The sequence below is a fragment of the Asaia prunellae JCM 25354 genome (assembly GCF_000613885.1).
Taxonomy (GTDB): domain Bacteria; phylum Pseudomonadota; class Alphaproteobacteria; order Acetobacterales; family Acetobacteraceae; genus Asaia; species Asaia prunellae.
This window is the reverse complement of record NZ_BAJV01000002.1, coordinates 196,477-215,694: the sequence shown is the minus strand read 5'-3', so window position 1 is coordinate 215,694 and position 19,218 is coordinate 196,477. Positions and strand designations below refer to the sequence as shown.

The window sequence follows — 19,218 nt, the reverse complement described above, 5'->3', positions numbered from 1 at the left end:
AGCCTGTGGTTACCGGGGCTTGCAGACCGCTAACTGCCGTGTTTTTCTGCCAGAAGAGCGATCTGGTCGAGCATGGCATCGATCGTACGCCGCGTTGTGCGATGATTGACAATAGCTGCACGAATGACAAGCCGCCCCTCGATACGGGTTGTTGAGGGGGCCGCAATACCGCTCTCGTGCAAGTCCTTCACCAGCTCATCAACCGCATCATCATCAAGATCCACCAGAGTGAAACAGACGATATTGAGTGCGACCGGTGCCATAAGCAGGTACCGGGCATCATTTTCCACGCGCTCGGCAAGATAACGCGCAACGTCGCAGCACGTGGCAACCATCTCGCCCAGACGGTCTGTCCCGTAATGAGCAAGAGTCATCCAGACTTTAAGCGCCCGAAAGCCACGCGACAGGTCTGGTCCGAAATCGCAAGGCCATGGTGCATTCCCGGCCAGACCGCGATCGGCTCGTGTCAGATAACTGAGAGATTGCGAGAAAGCCTGGGCATGGGCAGCGCGGTCACGTACCAGAACGCAGCCTGCATCATAGGGCACCTGCCCCCATTTATGAAAATCAAGCGCCAGGCTGTCAGCCCTGTCGATACCATCGAGCATAATGGCGTGTTCAGGAGAAAGCCTTGCAAAGGCGCCGAAGGCGCCGTCGACGTGGAACCAGCAATTTTCTCTCTGCGCGATATCGGCCAGGGCTTCAAGCGGATCAACGGCCCCACAATCGACACTGCCTGCCGTACCAATGATGATGAAAGGATGATACCCCGCCTTCCGATCCTCTCTGATACGCTCGGCAAGTACCGTTTCGTCCATACGATACAGCTCATCAACCGCGATCAGACGCAGCGCATCGCTTCCCAGTCCGGCCAGATCAAAAGCCCGGCTGACACAGCCATGGGCCGTCTCTGCTGCGTAACCAACAAGTTTACGCCCCGACACGCCCTGCTGGCGCAAAGAGGGATCAACTGCACGGCTGGCCGTGACGATGCTGATGAAATTGGCGAGGGATGACCCCGTTACAAGACAGCCAGAAGCCTCTTCGGGCATCCCGACCATCTCGGCGGCCCAACGGATAACCTGACGCTCGACCTCGATCGCCGCATGATCACGCCCTCCACAATTATCGTTCAGACTTGCAGCCAGAAGCTCGGCCAGAATGCCAACAGGTGTCCCCGCCCCCTGCACCCATCCCATAAAACCGGGATGTATGTTGCCATTCGAATAGGGGCGGATCTGCTCAAGAAATTCTCCGTAGAGAATTTCCGCCGCCCGTCCCTGCCGGGGCAATTCACGCTTGAAGGCGTCACGTATTGTCTGAGGCATGGGCTGCCATACCGGCCCGCTGCCGACCTGCTCAGCCCGATCAAACACATCATCCATCATGCGGTGCGCCAGAGCGCGCATCGATGTCCAGTCCTGGGGGTCAAGTCCACTCATTGCCAATCCAATACCCTGCTTGAAACATGTTCTGACGGCTTTGATGTCCGTTGTAACGATGCCACTGCCTGCGCCCAACTCCTGCCGCAAAATTCCGGTTGTGTGGCAACATGAACAGCCCCATCCTTACTCCCATGAAATACGCCACAGCCTCTCTCATAGCGCTTCTCGCCCTCGGTGGAAGCCTGACACAGGCCCGGGCCGATGCCATTCCCGCTGCGTGCATGACATCAGATGCCACATCGAGGACAATGGGTACGGCCAGCCTGTCCATGTCAGGCTACAGCGCGGCCCTCGCAACTGGTGACGCTCATCTGGGGGTCGGGCAAGTAGTGGTGCAGGACCGGCAGGGACATCTGACCCTTCCCAATCTGCGCGACGCCAACGCACTCATCTCGTTTGGCCTGCTCAAGCTTGTCCATGACGGCTCGCCGGCAGGGTGTCACGATGTGAACGGCCGCGCCGCACTCAGAAATCTGCGTGACGCCCTGCATCAGGGGGCCGTCGCCGAGCTTGTCTGGACAGGCGTCGCCCTCTCCAGCGGCAAGAACCGTTACTCTGCAGAGCACGTGAACGCCACCCTGCGTGCCGGTCAGGCTTCTGGCAGCATCGATATTGTTTTTGCAGCGTCGGGTCTAAGCGCACCGGGTGGTTCGGCATTACCAGCCAGTCTGCGTACCACACTCACTATCCCCGAACAGATGCTCGATGGAGGGAAAACCCCCGAAGGAAAAATTACCATTTCCTCTCTTGAAGCCCTTTGGGCCAAGGGAAAGCTGGAGGGTAACGGCTGGATCTCTCCCGGTCACACGACGGCCACGAGCACCGGTCAGATCCATCTGGCAATCACGGATCTGAGTGACCTGCTGGCAACAATTCGCCCTGTGCTGCCGGGTGGGGTCTCGACTGCGCTTTCGGTGGCCCAGTTCATGGGGCATCGCGACGGCAACAAAGTGATGTGGGACCTCACGCTTGGTGGCGGCATTCTGAAGGTCAACTCGATCCCTATTCCGGTCAATTGATCCCGTGGCCTGGTGGACGCTCATATGGCGAGGAAAAAAGCAGACTACGCTGAATATCCACAAGTCGCATAACGAACAGGAAATTCCATCACCTCTGACTCCTGCCCGTCAATGGCTGGAGTCAGAAGCAGGGCGCCCGTTTTACTGGCAAAGCTTCACTCCGATCACCGTTACGGAAAGCCTATATATTGGCGACCCTCTCAGCGGGCCGGAGGCCTTGCAGGCGGCTACCCTACCGGAGATCCCCACAATCCTGACACCTTGGGTATTTGAATCGGGAGAGGAAAACGATTCGTTCTTTGCCCATACCAACAGTCTGATCTGGCTGGAAGCACAAGGAACACTCCCCGTTTCAAAGGAAATGCTGATTGAATTTCCTGTTGATGGTGCCTGCATAGGGGTGTTTTCCGAAAGAGCCCTACAGGCCCTCAAGGCGCTCGATCTGGCTGATCAACGAAATGAGTCTTTCGAGTGGATGATTGCCAGATTTCCAACCAGCCGCATTTTGCCAGCCCTCTGAACATTCCGCCCGACAACGTTCCTGCCTTCATCGCCAGTACGGGCAGCGATGGAGGCTTTGCCGCTGTAGCTCTTTATGACAGGAGCAACAGATTTTCAGGGATTCTTGTCGATATTGCCGGAAGATCTGTCGATCAGTGCTTCATCGACAAGCTGCTCCCGGAACGACACTCCATATTCCAGCCCTGAACCACTTTTCAGCCTGTAGTTCCGGCTTTCACCCTAACCCGGATGGCGCAGTAATCCCCCCTCAACACGCAAGGCCGCGCCCGACGTCGCTGATGCCAGCGGCGAGCAGATATACGCGACCATGTTTGCCACCTCTTCCGGTTCTTCGAGCCTGCGAATCAATGAGGTTGGACGATTGTTTTTGAGAAAACCGGCCTCAACTTCCTCTGGTGTCTTCCCCGATTGCTGCGCGGTCTTGCCCAGCATTTCCATAACACCCTCGGTCCGGGTCGGACCGGGCAGCACACTGTTGATCGTTACACCGCTACCCGCCACACTTTCCGCAAGACCACGGGCAATGGCAATCTGGGCTGCCTTGCTGAACCCGTAATGGATCATCTCAGCCGGAATATTCAGCCCGGATTCGCTTGAAATAAACACAATCCGCCCACTGCCCCTCTCGACCATATCGGGAAGATAGGCGCGGCTCAGTCTAACGCCGCTCATAACGTTGATATCGAAAAAGCGCTGCCAATCCTCATCAGAGATATCGGCAAATGGTACCTCTTCGAATATACCAAGATTATTGACCAGAATATCCAGATCAGGATGGGCCTCATATAATGCCCGTACAGTTTCCGGACGTGCTGCGTCGCCCGCGAACCCCGTCAGCGTTGCACCTGGCACATCCTTGCGGATCGCCTCGATTGCGGTATTCACACGCTCTTTGCCACGCCCGTTAACGATCACATGGGCGCCTGCCTGAGCCAGACGCGACGCGATCGCAAGGCCAATACCCCCTGTTGATCCTGTCACAAGAGCCTTCTGGCCCGAGAGATTGATCGTCAGCATAAGCTTCTCCATTCATACGCTAGACAGCGAACAAACGAATCCCGTTCAAGTTGCCCGGATGGGGCATCACCCCCTGCTTGATCCGAAGCCTTGTCTGCGCGATCTTTCAGCAGGCCGGAGACAACAGGTCCATTCCAGCCCATTGAAAAGCTCCGGTTTTCAGCCCTGATCAGGGATCGGTTTTCTCCGCCAGTTTCCTGAGTGCGGTCATAACCTTGCGTGCCATCGTGATGCGCTGGGCATTGGTCATTTCACGCACTACAGCGAGTTTCTGGTCGGGACGAAGCTTGACCCCCTGATCCTTGTGACGCTCAACCCATTTGAGCAACCCCATGGGATTGCGGAACTTGCGATTACGGAACTGGATGACCATACCTTTTGGCCCTGCCTCAAGGCGGTCAACCCCGGCCGCGCTGCACAGGCGCTTGATCACGACCACGTCAAGAAGGTTCTCGACTTCCTGCGGCAGGGAGCCGAAACGATCGACCATTTCGGCACGCATGGCATCGAGCTCGGCCTCCCCCTGGAGCCCGGCAATGCGTCGATAGAGACCAAGACGCACAGGCAGATCCCGCACATAGGTTTCGGGGATCAGAACCGGCAGGCCGAGAATGATATTGGGCGTCCAGTCCTTGTCTTCCTCGCGCTTCTGGTCCTTCTGCAGACGCATGGTAGTGACGGCATCTTCGAGCATCTGTTGATACAGCTCGATGCCGACCTCCTTGATATGGCCCGATTGCTCATCACCGAGGAGATTGCCCGCACCACGCAAATCAAGATCATGCGATGCAAGGGTAAACCCTGCACCAAGCGTATCAAGCGTCTGCATGATTTCCAGACGTTTTTCGGAAGCTGGCGAGAGACGATGGCTCTGTGGCCATGTCAGATATGCATAACCGCGCTGCTTCCCGCGCCCTACACGACCGCGCAGCTGATAGAGCTGGCCAAGGCCGAACATATCGGCACGATGAATGATAAGCGTGTTTACCGCAGGCATATCGAGCCCGCTTTCGACGATATTGGTCGAGAGCAGAACATCGTAACGACCGTCCGAGAACTCGGTCATGACGCGCTCAAGTTCGGCAGGCGTCAGACGGCCATGGGCCTGGACGGTCTTGGCATCGGGCACGATATCGCGCAGACGCTCAGCCATCCTGTCCATATCTTCGATGCGTGGAACGACGCAGAAGATCTGCCCACCACGAAAACGCTCACGCTGGATCGCCTCACGTATCATCACACTGTCGAAGGGCGTAATGAACGTTCGCACGGCCAGCCTGTCAGTCGGCGGGGTCGCAATCAGGCTCATTTCCCGCACGCCGGTAAGCGAAAGCTGAAGCGTACGAGGGAGCGGTGTGGCAGAGAGCGTCAGCACATGCACATCTTCGCGCAGAGACTTGAGACGCTCCTTGTGCGCCACGCCAAAATGCTGCTCCTCATCAATGATCAGCAGCCCGAGATTGGCAAACCCGACCGATTTTGCAATCAGCGCATGGGTACCAACAACAATATCCACCTGTCCTTCTTCAAGCGCCTTACGGGTTTCGGCGGCCTCCTTGGCTGTCACCAGACGCGAAAGCTGCGCGATACGCACGGGGAAGCCTTCGAAACGCGTCGAAAAGCTGCGGAAATGCTGACGCGCCAGAAGTGTGGTCGGTACGACAACGGCTACCTGCACGCCGGAAAGAGCTGCCACAAACGCTGCTCGCAAGGCCACTTCAGTCTTGCCGAAGCCAACATCGCCACAAACGAGACGATCCATGGGACGGCCTGAGGTCAGGTCCTCAAGCACATCAGCAATGGCGCGTGACTGATCCTCGGTTTCGACAAACGGAAAACGCGCACAGAACTCGTCCCACATGCCTTCGGCAGGAATGAGCGATGGCGCGTCCTTCATGGCGCGCCCTGCAGCGGTGCGAATGAGCTCACCCGCCATATCGCGGATACGCTCCTTCATCTTGGCCTTGCGGGCCTGCCAGGCCTGACCGCCAAGCTTGTCGAGCGCGACCCCGCCCTGCTCGGAGCCGAAACGACTCAAAAGCTCGATATTCTCGACAGGCAAAAAGAGCTTCTGGGCACCGTCATAAAGCAGCCTCAGACAATCATGCGGGGCCACGCCATCGCTGACAGTCTCAAGCCCTTCATAACGCCCGATGCCATAATCCGCGTGAACTACCAGATCGCCTTCACTGATTTCGGAGGCCTCGGTGATGAACTGCTCCGCCCGGCGCTTGCGACGTGGTGGACGGGCAATACGTTCGCCAAGCAGATCCTGCTCGGAAACGAACGCCATGCGATCGGCCACAAAACCACGTTCAAGCCCGAGGACGATCAGACCGACTGTCCCGGGAGCAATCCCTGCCGCCGAAGCCCAGCTGTCATGAAGTTCTGTCGTGAAACGGTGCTCCCGGAGCAACGAAGCAATACGTTCGCGGGAGCCTTTGGTCCATGCTGTGACAAAGCAGCGCCGTCCGGCCTTCTCCCAGGATTCGAGCTGGGTTCGGAGTGCATCAAACGCGCCTTCACGCGTTCCGTCCTTGCCACGGACAAAAATTGGCCCCGGTCGGCCACCCGCATCCAGTCCCTGCATTGTATCGGGTTTTGCAAAGGGATTGAGGGCGATGCTCGGTACCCGGGCAAGCATTGCATCCCAGGAAGTGCGGTTGAGATAGAGCAGATGAGATGGCAGGGCGCGGTAAATCGCCTCTCCTTCACGGGCCGGGGCTTTGCGGGCTTCAAAATGATCAGCGATCATTTCTAAGCGCGCCTTGAGGATATCCGGCACCTGATGATCGAAGCTGACTGAAGCATCAGGCAGATAATCGATCAGCGTGTCCATATGCTCATGAAAGAGCGGGATATAATGCTCAAGCCCCGGAAAGCGCCTCCCCTCACTGACATGCTCGTACAGCACATCCGATGCTGAAGACGGGCCGAACAGGTCCCGCCAGGCCGAGCGAAAACGGCTGATCGCATCCGGGCTCAGGGCATATTCCGAGACCGGACGCAACTTGAACGACTCAAGGGACTCTGTTGAACGCTGGGTGGCCACGTCAAAACGGCGGATGTTATCCACCTCGTCCCCGAACAGATCGAGGCGGATCGGCTCGCTTTCCCCAGCCGGGAATAGATCGAATATCCCGCCACGTGTTGCGAACTCCCCGGCCTCCATCACCGTGTCGGTACGGGTGTATCCGCTGGCAACCAGCAGCTCGATCAGCATGGCCTGATCTAGCGACTCACCTTTTTTCACACCAATCGACTGGTTGCGGAAGGCATCGCGTGGCGGCACACGCTGAACAAGTGCATGGACCGTAGTCAGCACGATACGCCGCGTCTTGCCTGCGGGCTCAAGCAGCCGCGTCAGTGTGGCGGCACGTTCGGCCGTAATCACCGGGTTGGGTGAGACACGATCATAAGGCAGGCAGTCCCATGCCGGGAAACGCAACACACTGACATCGGGCTCGACATAGGCAAGCATATCAGCAAGGGCGGCAACAGCCGCATCGTCCCGCGCCACATGGATCAGCGGCCCTTCGTGTTCGCCAAGGCGGCGACGCAGGAGAAACGCGGTATAGGCTTCCGGCACGCCCCAGAGAGTCGGCCAGTTGGGGGTATCGGTCATTCAGAAATCCAAAGCACGCGCGCCACAATGCAGTCAGGCTGCCAGGCGATGGTTTCGTTTTGTTCCATGACGGTTCTATCCTATAGCCTGTGCATTATACGCTGTCAGCCCATGTTCCGCGAAGGCCATGCACCCAGAGTCCTCAAGTATTTCGCAGCTGCTCTCCCCTCTGAGCACATTGCCCGGCATAGGCCCTCGTTACGCTGATCTGCTGCGAAAGGTTGCGTGCGGGCCGCGCGTGATCGATCTGCTGTTTACCCTCCCCACCAGCTATACCGACCGTCGCACCGTACTGACCCTGCATGAGGCCCGTGAACAGCTCATGCCTGGTGCCACACTGACAATCAGGCTGCGGGTACTTGATATTACCCACCCCACCCGGCCACGTCAGCCATTCCGTATCCGTGCCTGCGACGAAACGGATGAAATCGAGATCCTGTTTTTTCATCAGGCTTTTATCCGGTCGGTGGCAATAGGCGACGAACTGGCCGTGTCAGGGCGTCTCGAACGCTATGGCCTCTCACTCACCATGCCCCATCCCGACTACATGCTGGGTTGGGCTCGCCGTGATACCATTCCGGCCATCGATCCTGTCTGGCCCCTGACAGCCGGATTGTTTACCTCGGTCATGCGACGCGCCATTCACAGGGCGCTCGACCTGATGCCCCCTCTTCCCGAATGGATTGCTTCTGACCGACTGGAGCAACGCCAATGGCCAAGCTTCGCTCAGGCTCTGGAAATCCTGCATCGGCCGGCTCCTGAGCATGATCGGAGCTGGTCAGCCATAGCGCTTTTTGCCCGGGAACGCCTGGCCTATGACGAATGTCTAGCCGATCAGCTTTCTCTTGCTCTGGCACGCCAGAAAGCACGCGCTCAAACCGGACGGGTCATTCTTGGCAATGATCATCTGCGCGCAGAGACGCTGAAACGTTTTGGCCATCGTCCAACCGGCGCCAGATCCGGGCTCTGGGCGACATTGATGCTGACCTTGCGGCTCCAACCCCCATGATGCGCCTGCTCCAGGGCGATGTTGGTTCAGGAAAGACGCTGGTAGCACTTCTTGCCATGCTTCGTGTTGTGGAGTCCGGAGGACAGGCAGCGCTGATGGCGCCAACTGAAATCCTCGCAAGTCAACACTTCAGAACTGTTTCCAGCCTGACCGATGTCCCCTGCGTTTATCTTTCAGGAAGTGTGAAAGGCAAGGCGCGCAGAGTGGCACTCGAAGCCATAGCTGAGGGCTCGGCCAGACTGATCATTGGCACTCATGCACTGTTCCAGGAAAAAGTCGTCTTTCAGGATCTTGCTTTGGCTGTCATTGATGAACAGCATCGCTTTGGCGTGCAGCAACGTCTGATGCTTGGCGTCAAAGGGGCACAGACTGATATTCTGGTCATGACAGCCACTCCGATTCCCCGTACGCTGTTGCTGACACAATGGGGCGATCTGAGCGTGAGCCGCCTTGACGAAAAACCGCCTGGCCGCAAGCCCGTACAAACCTCACTTCATCCCCTTTCGACTCTCGATGAGGTCATGAGTGGCATTACGCGCATTCTCCAGAGAGGGGCGCAGGTCTTCTGGGTCTGTCCGCTGGTCGAAGAAAGTGAAATACTTGATGTCGCTGCGGCAGAGGCGCGTTGGAGCGACTTGTCCCTGCGTCTCTCCATGCCAGTCGGACTGGCTCATGGCCGGCAGGAAATCGCGCAAAGACAGGCTGAACTGGAACGTTTCAGACTGGGGGAAACACGCTTACTCGTTGCAACAACAGTTATCGAAGTGGGGGTCGACATTCCCAACGCCTCCGTCATGGTCATCGAACATGCAGAGCGTTTTGGCCTCGCCCAGCTGCATCAGCTGCGCGGGCGTGTCGGGCGCGGTGCTACAGCCTCTTACTGCTTGCTGCTCTACGATGACTCTACAGGAGCAACCGGAAAGGAACGCCTCGCGTTGTTGCGAGAGACAGAGGACGGTTTCATCATTGCGGAGCGCGATTTCAAACTACGCGGCGGGGGTGATCTCGCAGGCAACCGTCAATCGGGTCTACCCCTTTTTCGTCTGATCGAGGGTGTCGATTCCGAGATGTTATTGCAGGAAGCCAATCGTGATGCAGTATTGACCGTGAAAAGAATGTGTAATTCTTCTATACTTGCAAAAGAGCTGCAAGTCCTCCTTCATCTATTTGACCGAGACAACATGAATCGTATCAATCGCTCTGGCTAGGCCTCATCCGAGGCTGTGTTTCAATACTTATTTAAAAGTTTGAAATAATGGTACGTATGGATTATTGACTGAATTTTCGCCATAGTTGCATGAACCTGCATCGTCTTTCATGAGCGGGTTCCCCGTGAGAGAGAGGCCCATGTCGTCAAACAAACAGCTTCAGCCGCAGGCAGCGATACTGGAAATCGCGCGCCGGCTGCTAGGCGCCTCGTCCATCTGCATCTGCGGTTATGATACGGAAGACAATCTGATTGAAATAGCAAGCGATGGCTGCTCCAAAACAGACGAACCCACCATAGCGTGCATCAAGACAGTATGTGCCAGTCCGGATCGGATCTATCTGGCAAAAACCGAAACCTGCTATCATCTTGGCCTCGCCCTCGACTCCGATCTGACCCTCCTCGCCACAATTCCGCTGACAGTCGCAGAGACAGAGCTGCGTGAACTCGCTCCCTATCTTGCCGTCTGCGCCGAGACAATTCTCCGTAACCAGACCCTGCAGACCCGGCGCCCCGATCTCCCGGATCGCAGTCTTTGTGCGAGTCATATCGAATATATGATCGGAATGACGACGCCGGACACGCGCAAAGCAAGCTTTGCAGTGATGGCGATCGATCTTGATCATCTGAACGCGCTCAATCTGCGTTATGGATGGGAAACCTCTAATCTGATCATCGACGAGGCCATCAGGCGGGTTTACGCAATCCTGCCCCCCAAATCCTTTCTCGGCTATGGTGGTGGAGGCAATATTCTCGTCATTTCTCCCCCAGGTCTGTCACTCGTTACATCACGTAGCCTCATAACAAATATTCGCCAGGCACTCTCACCGGCGATTCGGGCCGGTTCAAGCGAGATACAGGCCTCGTTCTCCATTGGTTGGGCCCTGTTCCCTGATGACGGCACAAATGCAACATCCATCCTGCAAGGAGTCGATGCCGCGATAGCCGAAGTGCGCCTTTATGGCGGTGCGCATGAAAGGCGGGCAAACTCCAGCAGCATTGCCGCCCTCATCGGCACCTCCGGGCTGGAGCGTGATCTTGCCAATGCCGGTGAACGCGGAGAACTCTCTCTCAACTGGATGCCCATCATTGCATCCGGCACCCAGACCGTGGTTGCGCTGGAAGCCCTGCTGCGCTGGGAACGCCCTGGCTATGGACAGATTTCCCCCGAAATTTTCATACAATGTGCAGAAAATGGCGGACTCATTGAAAAACTGGATCAATGGAGCTTCAGACGGCCTGCAGCACTGCGATAACATGGAGTCATCCACTCAGGGTCTGCGTCAATATTTCTCCGACCTGGCTCGCCAAACGCCGATTGTCCGGCATGGTTGAGACTGTGTTGCGTGAAACAGGTCTTGCCGCTGAGCGATTACAGATTGAACTTTCCGAGAAGCGTTCTTTCGGACCACGCGATATTGCCTATCAGGAACTCTCCCGCCTGCGCGCCCTTGGCGTTCATGTTGCTCTGGACGATTTCGGCGCCGGCTATTCATCACTGGAACGCCTGGCAAATTTCCCGGTCGACCAGATCAAGTTCGACCGCTCTTTCATGCAGCGACTGAATGATGATCGACGCGTAAACGAGGTGATGGGGCAGACCATTCAAATGGCGCGCCGTCTTGGCATTTCCTGCTGCGCAAAAGGGGTTGAGACCGAAAGACAGATGGCCTTCCTCGATTCCTACGGATGCGAAGAAGTCCAGGGCTATCTGCTGGGCCTGCCAACCAGCGATTACCTTTGATCGGGCTCTTGTTCTTTTGCTGATATAGAAAACCCCATGGTGCCGTTCTGGCACCATGGGGTTTTCATATCGGGTGATCCGAACCGTTAAAGTGATCGGAACGTCAGAATTTAACTGACAGCTTGAGTGATCCGTAATTGAACAGGCCTGCCTTGGACGTCTTGAACTGCGCAGTCTGCCAGTTCTGACTGTAGGACAGACGCACACCATGCCACATCACAGCAACACCGGCATGGATCATGCCAACATCCCATGTCTTGCTGACATGAGGTGAATTGTCACGAAGCGTGTTGCCCTGAAGGGTAGAGTCGTAAGCCACAGCCTGACCTTCCACACCACCATAAAGATACCAGGCGACAGGACGGGTCGCGACGAAGGCATCAGTCCCATCAAGCCCCGGCCCGATCGTCGCATTGCCAAAATCACTGTCCAGCCCCTGCCCAATGCGGAATGTACCCGCAACGTCAGCATACGTCCGGTAGTCACCAGCGGCACCCGAGACGGCGGGCAGCACATCGGCACTTATGCCATAAAGATTGACGACTGGCAGACGCCAGATACGACCAGCCTGGATCTGGAAGATCGGCTGGTTCTGAAGCTGCGTGTGCCAGCCACGGTTCTTGGTGTCGCCAATGGCTCCATGAAACCCGTTCTGAAGCTGACGACCAAGACCGGCAGGCCCCATCACGCCGAACTGGATACCGGCAACACTGCGCGACAGGTCTGTATCATTGATGAAATTGACTGTACCAAGCAGAAGACTTGAATAGGGGCGGTCGCCCGAGGGAAGCTGAGCCGACTGCGTATCACGCGGCGTGTAGATCAGCTGCTGAACCCCAAGGCTGATACGCTGCGTGCCATTACCAAGGAGGAACCGGTTCACATCGGCAAAAGGCTTGGGCAGGTTGTCCGTACCTGAGGTCCAGTTGAAGCGCAGGCCGGACGTGTAATACTGGTCCGACGTCCCTTTCAGGGTCGAGACAGCATCGTTTTCACCCTGAAGCGTCCAGGTTCCGTACGGATCCTGCCTGGGCGTGGCATGAGCAGCAACCGCAGTGACCAGCGCAAGACCGAAAACCGAGAGCGATCCAGTTGTGACCTTCCTGGCGCTCGGCCAGCGCGATTTTGAACAGCGCAACGCCATCCCCCCTTCAATAATAATACTATGTCACCATATCCCATTTCATAGGTCGGGAAACAGAGGTCAGTTAGATTACGAAGACGATCAGCTCATAAAAACGCGATATCCAGAAGATCGTGGTAATCAAGCCACGTTTTCCAGTGGCATATTTCGAAAAAAGCGTGTTAGGGTCGGCCCGAAACCCCTTGTGGACATCGCCCGTACCGTTTCAACCGGTGGGCTCGTGCACACCGTTTCGACTTACAACACTGGTGATTCTCACGCAGATGAATCACCGCTCAGATCTCGGGATTAGACCGTTGAGAAGCAACCGTACCGACCGCAGCCCACGTTCCCCGCGCCGCGGCGGATTCGATGACGATTTTATGGCCCCCCCCTCCTTCGGCGGAGACCGCGGCGGGATGCAAAATCGTCGTCCCCCTTCGGGCGGCCCACAGGTTCTGGCGTCAGGCCCGGAAGTGGGTGCCAGCGTCAAGTGGTTCAACAGTGAAAAAGGGTTCGGCTTTGTCGAGCTTGCTGATGGATCCGGTGACGTATTCCTCCATGCCAATGCGCTTTCCAGTGCTGGTCATACCAGCGTAAACCCGGGCACCACGCTGAATGTCCGCATCGGTCAGGGCCCGAAAGGTCGTCAGGTCGCTGAAGTTCTGACTGTCGATACCAGCACCGAGGAAGCTCCGCGTCCGCGCGCTGCTTTCAACCCGGCTGGTCCGCGTCCGTCTTTCGGTGGCGGCGGTCGCCCGGCTCGTCCGGCCCCCGACCTTTCGCACGCTCAGGACCTGCGTGGAATCGTCAAGTGGTACAACTCCACCAAGGGTTTCGGTTTCATCACACCGGAAAACGGCGGCAAGGATATCTTCATTCATGCTTCTGCCCTGGAACGTTCCGGCCTCTCCGGTCTGAATGAAGGCCAGGCTGTCGATGTCAAGGTTGTTCAGGGCCAGAAAGGTCCGGAAGCCGCTGATATCAGCCTCGCCTGATTTCCCGCGAATACCAGAAAAACCCGGCTTACGAGCCGGGTTTTTTTATGCCCTGATTTCGCTGAAAAATGGACCCTGGCTTTTTCGACTCTCCGATTCTCCTGTCGTCGGAGTACGAAATCATCCCGGAACAAAAAAACCACGCTGCAGGACAACGTGGCTTCTTCGTACAACAACATCAGGATACTTTCTGGCTGTACTGCCTCAGTAATCCTTACCCTTGCTTCGCAAAAGACGAGCCTTGTCTCGCTGCCAGTCGCGTTCGGCAATCGCGTGACGTTTGTCTTCCTTCTTGCGCCCCTGACCCAGACCCAGGGTCAGTTTGGCAACACCACGCGCGTTGAAATGAATATCAAGCGGTACAAGAGACGCACCGGAACGAGATACGGCACCAAGCAGATGATCAACCTGTTTTTTATGCAGCAGCAATTTACGTGGAGCACGGGTATCGAAACGCGACAGAACGCCGCCCTGATATTCAGGGATATAGGAATTGAGCAGCCAGATTTCGCCGTTGCGTTCACCGGCATAGGCCTCGTTGATCGTGGCACGGCCCATACGAAGGCTTTTCACCTCGGGCCCTTTGAGGACAATTCCCGCCTCTACAGTTTCAATAATAGTGTAATTGAACCGGCCTTTTCGGTTTTGTGAAGCAATACCATGCGAGATCAGACCGGATTTCTTTTTTTCAGCCACAGTTCATCCTGACAGACCCGTTTTCTTGAGGGCCTCATCGATGACAGCGCGAGACGCAGCGCTGGGTTCAGAAAGAGGCAAACGCACATATGAGGTGCACAGCCCAAGACGGGAAGCCGCATATTTTACGGGGCCCGGATTACTCTCACAGAACATCGCATCATGAAGCGGTGTCAGGAGCTGCTGAAGCTGCATCGCCTTTTCAACATTCCCGGCCTGCCAGGCTTCATGCATGTCGGCACAGAGGCGCGGGGCAATATTAGCCGTGACACTGATACACCCTGTGCCGCCTGCTGCGAGAAAGGACAGCGCTGTTCCATCGTCACCCGTCAACAGCGTAAAGGGCTTGTCACCGAGGCAATGCCGCAGCTGAAGCGGACGGGAGAGATTGGCTGTAGCATCTTTTGTTCCAACGATATTGGGATGCTCTGCCAGACGAGCCAGGGTTTCCGGCAACACTTCCACCACGGAACGACCAGGCACGTTATAGACGTAGAGTGGCAGGTCAGTGGCATCGGCCACACGCATGAAATGCTGGTACAACCCTTCCTGGGTGGGTTTGTTGTAATAGGGAACCACCACCAGAAGCGCATCTGCACCAACAGCTTTGGCATGGCGCGCCATGCCAATCGCTTCATGCGTGCTGTTCGAGCCGGCTCCAGCCATTACAGGCACACGACCACCCGCAACCCTGACGGTATGCGCCACGACAAGTCCGTGCTCGTCATGAGTCAGGGTCGGGCTCTCACCGGTCGTGCCTGCCGGAATAAGTCCAGCCGTACCCTGGTCAATCTGCCAGTCGATAAACCGGCCCAGCGCAGCCAGATCCACGGTACCATCTTCACGAAAAGGCGTGAGCAGCGCGGTCAGAGACCCTTTGAAATCCTTGTTCCGTGCCATGAGCCCTCACCTGCCGCGTTAAACAAACAAGCTGCTAAATAGAACTCTAGACGACGCTGTCAAATGGATATCGCTCTCTCGGCCCTTACTCAGGATACCGTGATGGACTGGCCGGGTAGACGCCCAGAACAGCAATATTCTCACTGCAATCGTTCAGCATCGCAAGTGCCTTGCTCAATGCTGCCTGTTCCGGATGTCCTTCCACATCGAGCAGAAAGCCGGTTGCGGTCAACGTGCCCGGGCTCATGTAACTTTCAAGACGGGTCATGTTCACGCCATTTTCGGCAAAACCACCCAGAGCCTGATAGAGCGCACCAGGACGGTTGAGAACTCGAAAAACCAGAGTGGTCATAACACGCTCCGCTTCTGACGGCGGCCTGACAGCCTCACGCGCGACAAGATAGAAGCGAGTTGTATTATGGGCTGCATCTTCCACATTGGCCCGCAGGATTTCCAGACCATTCAGCTCTGCGGCAAGGGATGAGGCGACAGCACCATCCTCACGCGACTGCCATTTGACCACCATTTCCGCTGCGCCGGCCGTATCAAAGGCAGAGCAGGCTTCAACACCCAGCTCACTTACGAGTCTGCGTATCTGGCCAAGGGCTACGGGATGGGTATGGATACGCCGCAGATCCCCGATACGGGTTCCGGGCAGTGCAAGCAGGCAGTGTTCAACCCGCTGAAAATGCTCCCCGATGATGGGTAGCCCGGCCTCAGGCAAAAGCGCATGTATCTCGGGAACGCGCCCTGCGAGAGAATTTTCGCAGGCAAGCATGCCAAGCGTGGCCCGCCCTTCCCGAACAGCATCAATAGCAGCCTGAAAACTGGGGCAAGGCAGAGTTGTCCAGCCAGGACGCGCAACGCGACAGGCAAGATCAGAATAAGCGCCGGGACGCCCCTGGAAAGCTATGATCTGGTTCATGAGGTGAAGGTCTGCCGAACACGAATGAGGTCAGCAGGCGTATCTACACCAAGCGGCGCCTCGTCAATTGCAACACAGCCAATCGTCATACCCGCCTCCAGCGCACGAAGCTGTTCAAGTGATTCCCGCTTTTCAAGCCCGGAGGGAGGCAGGGAAACAAAACGTGCCAATGCCTCGCGTCGCCAGGCATACACGCCGACGTGATGCCAGAGCGGCCCGCTGCCCCAGGGGATAGTCTGACGTGAAAAATAGAGTGCACGGGCTATACTCTGCTTCGCGCCGAAAGCGCAGGCCGCTTTTACAACAGACTCGCGCGTGGCTTCTTCCTGTGTCTCGACCGGTGCGACAAGCGTACCGATATCATACCTTTCTTCCCTGACTGGGCGCAGTGCGGAAGCAAGACTTGACGGCGCAATCAGTGGCAGATCGCCCTGGAGATTGATCACGACATCATGATCCCCGTCAGGGTCATACTCCTGCAAGGCAGCATAAACGCGATCCGAACCGCTTGGCAGAGCCGGGTCAGTCAACACTCCTTCGATGTCATGACCTGCCAGCACGTCAAGAATAGTCGCGTCACCGGACGCTACAAGTACCGGACCAAGCCTGGCTTCACGCGCACGCAGCGCCACATGCAGGATCATGGGTATACCATCGATCTCGGCTAGGGGCTTGTTGGGCAGGCGCGTCGAAGCAAGACGCGATGGGATGACGATAATCGGTTTCATGAGGTAGAAGCAGGCTTTCCGCTTGTCTTGTGAGGGCTGCAACGCATGGCCAGACATGCCGCACCCCCCTTGATGCGTCAATCGTCCGCTACTCCTCACTTCTCGCCACGGAATGCTTTCATGTCGTCTCTGCCCGATCTTGCCGTCTGTCTGGAAACCGCCCTTCTCTGTGCAGACCACGCGCGTTCTGCCGTCTCTCCCTATTTCCGTTCAGGTCTCGCTGTCGACGACAAGAGCGACGAAAGTCCTGTCACCCGCGCCGATCGCGAGGCGGAAAGCACCATGCGCAGCCTGATTGGTAGCCGTCATGCCGACCATGCGATACTGGGCGAGGAATTTGGCTTCTCCGGCGTGACGGGAGACTGGGTCTGGGTGCTCGACCCGATTGACGGCACGCGCGCCTTCATCACCGGTCGTCCAAGCTTCGCAACGCTTGTTGCCCTATTCCACAGGAACCGGCCCGTTCTGGGTATTATCGATCAGCCGTTCACAAAGGAACGCTGGATCGGCATTGAAGGCGAAACGACCCGTTTCATCTCCCCCGGAATGCCGGGACAGGTCGGAACACGTTCTTGCCCGACACTCAGCATGGCAGAGCTCTCCTGCACGTCGCCCGACATGCTGATCTCGCCTTATGATAATCGTTTCAACGCCCTCAAGGCAGCAACCAGGCGTACAAGCTGGGGTGGCGATGCCTATGGTTACGGGCTGCTCGCACTTGGCCAGATCGATCTGATTGCGGAATGCACCATGAAACCCTGGGACTGGGGAGCCCTGGTTCCTGTCGTTTCTGGCGCGGGAGGCGTGATGACGGACTGGCAGGGCGCCCCTCTCACGCTTGAAAGCGATGGTACGGTTCTTGCCTGCGGTGACAGGACGATGCTGCAGGACGCAATAGCGCGCCTTCGCCCTTCCCCCTGAGAAAACTATAGGCTAGCACCGCTTTTCGGATTTGCGCCGCTGACAGGAGCCAGACATGGAAGCCTCTTTTTCTCTCCCCAAAGACCGCATTCGCATTCTTCTTCTTGAGGGCATTCATGACAGCGCGGCGCAGCATCTTGCTGCGCAGGGCTACCGGCAGGTCACCTGCGTCAAGACTGCGCTTGAAGGCAAAGCCCTGACAGAAGCGCTTAAAGGCGTTCATATGGTAGGCATTCGCTCACGCACCCAGCTGACAGCACCTGTGATCGAGGCAGCCGATCGCCTCATGGCCATCGGCTGCTTCTGCATAGGAACCAATCAGGTCGATCTCAACGCAGCGCGCATGGCAGGCATTCCGGTTTTCAACGCTCCTTTCAGCAACACGCGCTCGGTCGCAGAACTCGTCATGGGCGAGATCGTGATGCTGCTGCGTCGCATACCGTCACGCTCGGAACAGTGTCATGCTGGCGGCTGGGACAAATCTGCCGTCAACGCCTGGGAAGTACGTGGCAAAACGCTGGGTATTGTCGGTTATGGCTCCATTGGCTCGCAGCTTTCCGTACTCGCTGAAGCGTTCGGCTTGCGTGTCATTTTCTATGACACTGTAGACAAGCTGCCCCATGGCAATGCGACCGCCGTTGCGAGCCTGCATGATCTTCTTGCCCAGTCCGATATCGTCAGCCTGCACGTCCCGCAGACCGACCAGACAAAAGACATGATAGGCGAGGCCGAGATTCGGGCCATGAAGCCGAATTCGATCCTACTCAACAATGCCCGTGGTACAGTTGTCGATATTGATGCCCTCGCTTCAGCCCTGCGCGACGGCCATTTGATGGGTGCCGCTGTGGACGTCTTCCCCAAGGAACCCAAGGGAGCGGGCGAGAGTTTCCAGTCACCACTCCAGGGGCTGCCCAATGTCATTCTTACGCCCCATATTGGCGGCTCGACCATGGAAGCGCAGGAACGCATCGGTGTGGAAGTGGCCAGACGTTTTGTGGAATATTCCGATGTCGGCTCGACACTTGGCGCAGTGAACTTTCCGCCCGTGCAGCTGCCCGAGCGTCCACGTGGCACCCGCTTCATGCATGTCCATGAAAACCGCCCTGGCATTCTCCGGCAGATCAACGAGATCTTCTCGAGTGAAGAATGCAATATCGTCGCGCAGTATCTCCAGACAGATGGCGAGGTAGGTTATGTCGTGGTCGAAATCGACTCCACGCCCGACAGTGAGCTCGACACCCGTCTGCTCGCAAGGTTGCGTGATCTCAAAGGTACGATGCGGGCCCGATTGATCTATCAACGCTGAATAATTATTGATGAATTATTGACGAACCCGACG

General features: G+C 56.9%; 14 protein-coding genes and 2 pseudogenes. 8 read left to right on the top strand and 8 right to left on the bottom strand.

What is annotated here, in order from left to right; genetic code table 11:
- Positions 1-29: 29 nt before the first annotated feature.
- The gene (locus JCM25354_RS02445) at positions 30-1,442 is read right to left on the bottom strand and encodes a pyridoxal phosphate-dependent decarboxylase family protein (protein ID WP_025884834.1); all 1,413 of its coding nucleotides are present in this window, start codon (positions 1,440-1,442) and stop codon (positions 30-32) included.
- 110 nt (positions 1,443-1,552) lie between these two features.
- Here JCM25354_RS02445 and JCM25354_RS19715 point away from each other — a divergent pair, with 110 nt between their 5' ends.
- Genes JCM25354_RS19715 through JCM25354_RS02430 form a run of 3 tightly spaced genes read left to right on the top strand, consistent with a single transcriptional unit; the run spans position 1,553 to position 3,172 of the window.
- On the top strand, positions 1,553-2,464 hold the full coding sequence (locus JCM25354_RS19715; protein WP_148301347.1) for a hypothetical protein: 912 nt from the start codon (positions 1,553-1,555) through the stop codon (positions 2,462-2,464).
- Between the two features lie 4 nt (positions 2,465-2,468).
- Positions 2,469-2,984, top strand: a complete 516-nt coding sequence (locus JCM25354_RS02435; protein ID WP_025884832.1) for a hypothetical protein — start codon at positions 2,469-2,471, stop codon at positions 2,982-2,984.
- The gene (locus tag JCM25354_RS02430; protein WP_025884831.1) at positions 2,936-3,172 is read left to right on the top strand and encodes a hypothetical protein; all 237 of its coding nucleotides are present in this window, start codon (positions 2,936-2,938) and stop codon (positions 3,170-3,172) included. The genes JCM25354_RS02435 and JCM25354_RS02430 overlap by 49 nt, the downstream gene beginning before the upstream one ends.
- A gap of 33 nt (positions 3,173-3,205) precedes the next feature.
- On the opposite strand, the gene JCM25354_RS02425 is transcribed toward JCM25354_RS02430, so the two are convergent.
- The gene (locus tag JCM25354_RS02425) at positions 3,206-4,000 is read right to left on the bottom strand and encodes an SDR family NAD(P)-dependent oxidoreductase (protein ID WP_025884830.1); all 795 of its coding nucleotides are present in this window, start codon (positions 3,998-4,000) and stop codon (positions 3,206-3,208) included.
- A 172-nt stretch (positions 4,001-4,172) separates the two neighbouring features.
- The gene (gene mfd / locus JCM25354_RS02420) at positions 4,173-7,628 is read right to left on the bottom strand and encodes a transcription-repair coupling factor (RefSeq protein WP_025884829.1); all 3,456 of its coding nucleotides are present in this window, start codon (positions 7,626-7,628) and stop codon (positions 4,173-4,175) included.
- A 127-nt stretch (positions 7,629-7,755) separates the two neighbouring features.
- On the opposite strand from mfd, the pseudogene recG reads away from it, so the two are divergent.
- Both recG and JCM25354_RS19710 read left to right on the top strand, forming a co-directional pair.
- Positions 7,756-9,845 (top strand): annotated as a pseudogene (gene recG, locus JCM25354_RS16065) (ATP-dependent DNA helicase RecG).
- A gap of 109 nt (positions 9,846-9,954) precedes the next feature.
- Positions 9,955-11,588, top strand: a pseudogene (locus JCM25354_RS19710) (EAL domain-containing protein).
- A 103-nt stretch (positions 11,589-11,691) separates the two neighbouring features.
- Here the strand turns inward: JCM25354_RS19710 and JCM25354_RS02405 are convergent.
- Positions 11,692-12,651 (bottom strand): lipid A deacylase LpxR family protein, encoded by a 960-nt coding sequence (locus JCM25354_RS02405; protein WP_243443853.1) that lies wholly within the window; start codon positions 12,649-12,651, stop codon positions 11,692-11,694.
- Positions 12,652-13,028: 377 nt separating this feature from the next.
- Between JCM25354_RS02405 and JCM25354_RS22900 the strand changes: the two genes are divergently transcribed.
- Complete coding sequence (locus JCM25354_RS22900) at positions 13,029-13,709, top strand: cold-shock protein (protein ID WP_025884827.1); 681 nt, start codon at positions 13,029-13,031, stop codon at positions 13,707-13,709.
- 204 nt (positions 13,710-13,913) lie between these two features.
- Here the strand turns inward: JCM25354_RS22900 and smpB are convergent, their stop codons facing one another.
- The 4 genes from smpB to JCM25354_RS02375 form a co-directional block, all read right to left on the bottom strand.
- Positions 13,914-14,405, bottom strand: a complete 492-nt coding sequence (gene smpB, locus JCM25354_RS02390) for an SsrA-binding protein SmpB (protein WP_025884826.1) — start codon at positions 14,403-14,405, stop codon at positions 13,914-13,916.
- Between the two features lie 3 nt (positions 14,406-14,408).
- On the bottom strand, positions 14,409-15,305 hold the full coding sequence (gene dapA / locus JCM25354_RS02385) for a 4-hydroxy-tetrahydrodipicolinate synthase (protein WP_025884825.1): 897 nt from the start codon (positions 15,303-15,305) through the stop codon (positions 14,409-14,411).
- Between the two features lie 85 nt (positions 15,306-15,390).
- On the bottom strand, positions 15,391-16,230 hold the full coding sequence (locus tag JCM25354_RS02380) for a prephenate dehydratase (protein WP_025884824.1): 840 nt from the start codon (positions 16,228-16,230) through the stop codon (positions 15,391-15,393).
- Entirely contained in the window at positions 16,227-16,958 is a 732-nt protein-coding gene (locus JCM25354_RS02375) for a 3-deoxy-manno-octulosonate cytidylyltransferase (RefSeq protein ID WP_025884823.1), read from the bottom strand. Before JCM25354_RS02375 ends, JCM25354_RS02380 begins: the two co-directional genes overlap by 4 nt.
- 120 nt (positions 16,959-17,078) lie before the next feature.
- Here JCM25354_RS02375 and JCM25354_RS02370 point away from each other — a divergent pair, with 120 nt between their 5' ends.
- Both JCM25354_RS02370 and serA read left to right on the top strand, forming a co-directional pair.
- Entirely contained in the window at positions 17,079-17,879 is an 801-nt protein-coding gene (locus tag JCM25354_RS02370) for an inositol monophosphatase family protein (protein ID WP_025884822.1), read from the top strand.
- Between the two features lie 55 nt (positions 17,880-17,934).
- The gene (gene serA, locus JCM25354_RS02365) at positions 17,935-19,185 is read left to right on the top strand and encodes a phosphoglycerate dehydrogenase (RefSeq protein WP_025884821.1); all 1,251 of its coding nucleotides are present in this window, start codon (positions 17,935-17,937) and stop codon (positions 19,183-19,185) included.
- Positions 19,186-19,218: the final 33 nt, after the last annotated feature.

Coding starts and splice junctions, on each gene's coding strand:
- JCM25354_RS02445 (WP_025884834.1), bottom strand. CDS start 1,442: ATGAGTGGACTTGACCCCCAGGACTGGACATCGATGCGCGCTCTGGCG.
- JCM25354_RS19715 (WP_148301347.1), top strand. CDS start 1,553: ATGAACAGCCCCATCCTTACTCCCATGAAATACGCCACAGCCTCTCTC.
- mfd (WP_025884829.1), bottom strand. CDS start 7,628: ATGACCGATACCCCCAACTGGCCGACTCTCTGGGGCGTGCCGGAAGCC.
- dapA (WP_025884825.1), bottom strand. CDS start 15,305: ATGGCACGGAACAAGGATTTCAAAGGGTCTCTGACCGCGCTGCTCACG.
- JCM25354_RS02380 (WP_025884824.1), bottom strand. CDS start 16,230: ATGAACCAGATCATAGCTTTCCAGGGGCGTCCCGGCGCTTATTCTGAT.
- JCM25354_RS02375 (WP_025884823.1), bottom strand. CDS start 16,958: ATGAAACCGATTATCGTCATCCCATCGCGTCTTGCTTCGACGCGCCTG.
- JCM25354_RS02370 (WP_025884822.1), top strand. CDS start 17,079: ATGTCGTCTCTGCCCGATCTTGCCGTCTGTCTGGAAACCGCCCTTCTC.
- serA (WP_025884821.1), top strand. CDS start 17,935: ATGGAAGCCTCTTTTTCTCTCCCCAAAGACCGCATTCGCATTCTTCTT.